The 5,612-nt window shown below is 66.1% G+C and carries 3 protein-coding genes; all 3 read left to right on the forward strand.

Annotation, left to right across the window (positions count from 1 at the left end):
• A partial coding sequence (locus tag OQE62_RS16090; RefSeq protein WP_456152498.1) for a c-type cytochrome biogenesis protein CcmI/CycH occupies window positions 1-448 on the forward strand: 448 nt, incomplete at its 5' end.
• Between the two features lie 479 nt (window positions 449-927).
• Complete coding sequence (gene smc / locus OQE62_RS16095; RefSeq protein ID WP_265723065.1) at window positions 928-4,431, forward strand: chromosome segregation protein SMC; 3,504 nt, start codon at window positions 928-930, stop codon at window positions 4,429-4,431.
• A 24-nt stretch (window positions 4,432-4,455) separates the two neighbouring features.
• Window positions 4,456-5,562 (forward strand): cell division protein ZipA, encoded by a 1,107-nt coding sequence (zipA, locus tag OQE62_RS16100; RefSeq protein WP_265723066.1) that lies wholly within the window; start codon window positions 4,456-4,458, stop codon window positions 5,560-5,562.
• Window positions 5,563-5,612: the final 50 nt, after the last annotated feature.

Below are 5,612 nucleotides of genomic sequence, written 5' to 3' on the forward strand. Positions count from 1 at the left end.
CGCCGCGGCGCAGGCGCTGGAGGCCGGCGTGGCCCGGGCCGAAAAGGCGCTGGCGGACGCCGGCGAGCCGGTGGAGCCCGCCGCCGCCAAAAGCGAACAACCGGCCGCCGGGCCCGCCATCACGGTCCGGGTCACACTGGCCGGCGGGGTGGATGCGGAACCGGATACCCCGGTCTTTATCTACGCCCGCGGCACGGACGGCCCCATGCCGCTGGCAATCGTGCGCCTGAGCGCCGGCCAGTTGCCCGCGGAGGTGGTGCTGGACGAATCCCGCGCAATGATGCCGAATCGTTCCATCGTCGGTGTCGACGAAGTGCAGTTGGTGGCGCGACTCGCCGTCCGCGGCGACGCCCGCCCGGCGCCGGGGGACTGGCAGGGCGAGATCGATTCCCTGCCGAAGTCCAAATGGGATCAGCCCCAGCGGATTGCCATTGACCGCAAGCTGTAACAGGGAGCCGATAGTCCCAACAGCGACGTAGCGACGTAGGGTGCGCCGCGCGCACCGTTGATCGGGCCTGTAGAGGTTGCCGAAGTTCGCTTCGTAAGCAGGTTCCGGGACGGCCCTGCCGCCGGTGGCTGTTTGCTCAACAGCCTCATCGGCACAAATCGGCAGGGCCGAAGGCGCGGTGAATACATGGAGCGGCCGGACCAGCCGATTTGAACGCCGCAGGCGCCCGAAGGGCGAGGGACATGGATGTCCCGAGTTAATCGTTTCCCAAACAGCCCCCGGCAGCAGGGCCTTCACATCCGACCTCGATATTCTTTTCTGCATTGACCGGCCGGTACGCACGGCACACCCTACGCCGGGTCCCCAGTCCCCAGTCCCGAAAAAAACCCACTGAAACCCCCGCCGCCGCCATGTACAATTGGCGGTTTGGCGAGTCATGGCGCCAGCCGGCATAGAAGAATTACCGAGTCGAAAACTACATGCGTCTGAAGTGCATCAAGCTTGCGGGTTTCAAATCCTTTGTTGACCCGACCACAGTCCATTTCCCTTCCAACCTCAGCGCCGTGGTCGGCCCCAACGGCTGTGGCAAATCCAACACCATCGACGCGGTGCGCTGGGTGATGGGGGAGTCCTCCGCCAAGAACCTGCGCGGCGACTCCATGACCGACGTGATCTTCAATGGCTCCAGCGGCCGCAAGCCGGTGGGCCAGGCCTCCATCGAGCTGGTGTTCGACAATTCCGCCGGAAAACTCACCGGCCCCTATGCCGGCTTCTCCGAGGTCTCGGTCAAGCGCCGGGTGACCCGCGACGGCCAGAACAACTACTTCCTGAACGGCGACAAGTGCCGCCGTCGCGACGTGACCGACCTCTTCCTGGGCACCGGCCTGGGCCCGCGCAGCTACGCCATCATCGAGCAGGGCATGATCTCCAAGCTGATCGAGGCCAAGCCCGAGGAGCTGCGTGTCTATATCGAAGAGGCCGCGGGCATCTCCAAGTACAAGGAGCGCCGCCGCGACACCGAAAACCGCATGCGCCGCACCCAGGAAAACCTGGAGCGCCTGACCGACATCCGCGAGGAGCTGGAGCGCCAGCTGGCCCGCCTCGAGCGCCAGGCCGCCGCGGCGGAAAAATACAGCCGCTTCAAGGAGGAGGAGCGCGGCCACAAGGCCCGGCTGCAGGCGCTGAAATACCGCGACCTGAACGAGCAGGCCAAGGCCAGGCAGCAACAGATCTCCGAAATGGAGCTCACCGTCGAGGAGCTGGTGACCCGCCAGGTGAGCTGCGATACCGATATCGAGCAGAAGCGCGTCGGCTACCACGAGCTGTCCGACGGCTTCAACGAGGTGCAGGGCCGCTTCTACGCTGTGGGCGCCGATATCGCGCGCCTGGAACAGAGCATCGCCCACGCCCGCGAACGCAGCACCCGCCTGCAGTCGGACCTGCAGCAGACCGAGCGGGAGTTCCGCGAGGCGGAGACCGGCCTGGAAAGCGACAGGGAAAAGGCCGCCCAGTTCGAGGCGGAGCTGGAAGTCATCCTGCCGGACCTGGAAATGGTCCAGGCCGCCGAGGAGGAATCCGCGCAGGCCCTGCAGGCCGCCGAAGAGGCCATGGGCGAATGGCAGAACGAGTGGGACCAGTTCAACCACGGCGCCTCCGGCTCGCGCCAGAAAGCCGAGGTGCAGCAGTCCCGCATCCAGCACCTGGAGACCTCCGGCCAGCGCCTGCAGGAGCGCATCGAGAAATTGCAGGCGGAGAAGGAGGGCCTGCGGGATAGCGGCGACGACGGCGAGCTGGAGCAACTGAACGAAGAGCTGGCCGAGCTGGAACTGCAGGCCGGCGAGCGCCGGGAGGCGGTGACCGAAAAGAACGAAGCCCTCGCCGACCTGCGTGGCCGCGAGAGCGATATCGCCACGCAACTGGACGAGCAGCGCCTGCAACTGCAGACCAGCCGAGGCCGCCAGGCCTCCCTGGAGGCGCTGCAGCAGGCGGCGCTGGGGCAGGGCAAAGCGGTGGAGAATTGGCTGCAGCAGCAGGCGCTGGCCGACAAACCGCGCCTCGCCGACCAGGTCTCGGCCAAGGCGGGCTGGGAAAAGGCCGTGGAAACCGTGCTCGGCGCCCAGCTACAGGCGGTCTGCGTCGACCGGCTGGAGAGCCTCGGCGACGGCCTCGACAGCCTGGAGAGCGGCCAGGCGGTCTTTATCGACGGCGGCGCCGTCAGCCCCGCGGCCGGTGGCAGTCTGCCGGCACTGGCAGACGCGGTCGAGGGGCCCGGCTCCCTGGCGGGTATTCTCGCCGGTATCTATACCGCCGAGGACCTGGCTGCGGCGCTTGCCGCCCGGGCGCAGTTGCAGGCCCACGAATCCATCGTCACCAGGGACGGCCTCTGGCTGGGCCCCAACTGGCTGCGGGTCAGCCGCGCCTCCGACGCCGAGGCCGGCGTGCTGGAGCGCAAACAGGAGCTGGAGGAGCTGGAGGCGTCCATCTCCGCCACCGAAGAGCAGATCGAGAACCTCAGCGAACAGCGCGAGGAGCTACGCCTGAAAGCCGGCGATCTGGAGACCGCCATCGAGCAGTCCCGCAACGACGCCGAGCAACTGGGCCGCCGCGAGTCCGAGCTGCGCAGCCAGCTGTCCGCCCGCCGCGCCCGCGCCGAACAGATGGGCGAGCGCCGCACCCGTGTCGAGCAGGAGGTGGTCGAGGTGCGCGAGCAACTGGAGCTGGAAGCGGAATCCCTGTCCGAGGCGCGCCTGCTGTTGCAGGAGGCGGTCGAGGCCATGAGCGAGGATACCGACCGCCGCGAGACGCTGCTGGCCCGCCGCGACGAACTGCGCGAGGCCCTGGACGCGGCGCGCTCGCGCGCCCGCGAAGACAAGGACCGCGCCCACGAACTGGCCATGCGCGAACAGTCGGTGCGCACCCAGATGATGTCCCTGGAGCGCACCCTGCAGGTGATGCGCGAACAGCTGGAGCGCCTGCGCAGCCGCCGCGAACTGCTGCAGGAACAGATGGCCGAGACCGAAGACCCCTCCCAGGATTTCCAGGGCGAGCTGGAAGAGAAGCTCGGCGAGCGGGTGGAAGTGGAGACCGAACTGGCCGGGGCCCGCAAGAAACTGGAAGAGGTGGAGAGCGGCCTGCGTGAACAGGAGCAGGAGCGCCACAAGGTGGAATCCGCGCTGCAGGGCGTACGGGCGCAGCTGGAACAGGAGCGCCTCGCCGCGCAGACGCTGGAAGTACAGCGCAACGGCCTGGCGGAACAACTGAGCGAAGACGACCAGGACGTGGATCGGGTGCTGGAGGAAATCCCCGGCGACCTGACCATCGATCAGGTGCAGCAGGAGCTGGAACTGGTGGCCGCGCGCATCTCGCGCCTGGGTGCCATCAACCTGGCGGCCATCGACGAGTACAAACAGGAATCGGAGCGCAAGGAATACTTGGATCGCCAGTACAGCGACCTGATGGGCGCACTGGAGACCCTGGAAAACGCCATCAGGAAAATCGACCGCGAGACCCGCACCCGCTTCAAGGAGACCTTTGACCAGGTCAACGGCGGCCTGCAGGAACTCTTCCCGAAAGTCTTCGGCGGTGGCCACGCCTACCTGGAGCTGACCGGCGAGGACCTGCTGGATACCGGTATTGCGATCATGGCGCGCCCGCCGGGCAAACGGAACAGCACCATCCACCTGTTGTCCGGTGGAGAGAAGGCACTCACGGCGATCGCGCTGGTATTCTCGATTTTCCGCCTCAACCCCGCACCTTTCTGTATGCTGGACGAGGTGGACGCACCGCTGGACGATGCCAACGTCGGCCGCTATGCGCGCATGGTGCAGGAGATGTCCGAACACGTGCAGTTCATCTATATTACCCACAACAAGATCGCCATGGAGATGGCCAATCAACTGCTGGGTGTCACCATGCACGAGCCGGGCGTCTCGCGCCTGGTAACCGTGGATGTGGAAGAGGCGGCCGAACTGGCATCCGCATAAGAGGCGTAAGGGAGAGACGCTCTGATGGGAAACTGGCTGATCACCATTCTCGCGCTGGTACTGCTGGCGGCGATACTCGACGGCGTGCGCCGCGCGATCCTCAAACAGCGCTCGGCGATGAAAGTCTCGCGCAATCTGTCGCGGGCCATGCAGCGGGATACCTACGGTGATGAAGAAGCGCTGTCACCGGGGCGCGACAAGCGCTCAAAACAAGAAGACGACGAAGAGTATCTCGACCCGGAAGAGGAAGAGAAACGTCGCCAGATTGCCGCGGAACTGCCGGGCAGCGTGCGCGTGGTACAGCGCCGCGCGCTGGAAGACGCCCTGCAGGTGAACCGCCAGGTACAGGAGAGCTTTATGTCCTCGCGCAAACCGCCCGCCGGCAGCGGCCCCGAGAGGAACGAACCGGAACAGACCTCGCTCAACCTGGAAGAACAGGTGCCCACCCTGATGGATTCCGTCGACGACGAAGAAGATCGCCGCGAACCGGAACTCGACGAGTCGGAAAGCCTCGAAGCTCTGAATGCCAGAGAAAACCAGAGCGAGGTGCCGGAAGCCGCAACCGCGGAACCGGTACCGGAATCCAGCGGCGCGCCCGCTTCACATGCCCCCCGCCGGGCGGAGAAGCCCGGGCGCAGGGAGAAGAGGGCCCCGGTGAAGAAACCAGCGAGCAAACCGCGCGAAAAATCCCCGGTCGAGGAAGTGCTGATCATCAACGTGATGGCAGCGGAGGGCGATCTCTTCGAGGGTAACGATATCCTCCGGGCGATGATGGCCGCGGGCCTGCGTTTCGGCGAAATGAACATTTTCCACTACCACCAGGGTGGCAGCGACGACGGCCCGGTGGTATTCAGCCTGGCCAATATGGTGGTGCCCGGTGTCTTCGACCTGGCCGAGATGGAGGAATTCACCACGCCCGGCCTGAGCCTGTTCCTGGCGCTGCCGATCGAGGGCGAGGCGATCAGGGCCCTCGAGCAGCTACTCGCCACCTCGCGCGAGATCGCCGAGCAGCTCGGCGGCGAACTGAAAGACGAAAACCGCAGTGTCTTCACCGCCCAGACCGCCGAGCACTATCGCCAGCGGGTGATGGAATACCAACGGCGCAAGGCGCTGGCCAGGGCCAAGGCGTAACCGTTTTATCTCCCCTCTCCCCCCGGGAGAGGGGCCGGGGGGGGGGGGGG

This window comes from Microbulbifer halophilus, assembly GCF_026183675.1.
Classification (GTDB): domain Bacteria; phylum Pseudomonadota; class Gammaproteobacteria; order Pseudomonadales; family Cellvibrionaceae; genus Microbulbifer; species Microbulbifer halophilus.

What these genes read in the sequence shown, in the direction of transcription:
- smc (WP_265723065.1), top strand. Translation starts at nt 928, where the DNA reads ATGCGTCTGAAGTGCATCAAGCTTGCGGGTTTCAAATCCTTTGTTGAC.
- zipA (WP_265723066.1), top strand. Translation starts at nt 4,456, where the DNA reads ATGGGAAACTGGCTGATCACCATTCTCGCGCTGGTACTGCTGGCGGCG.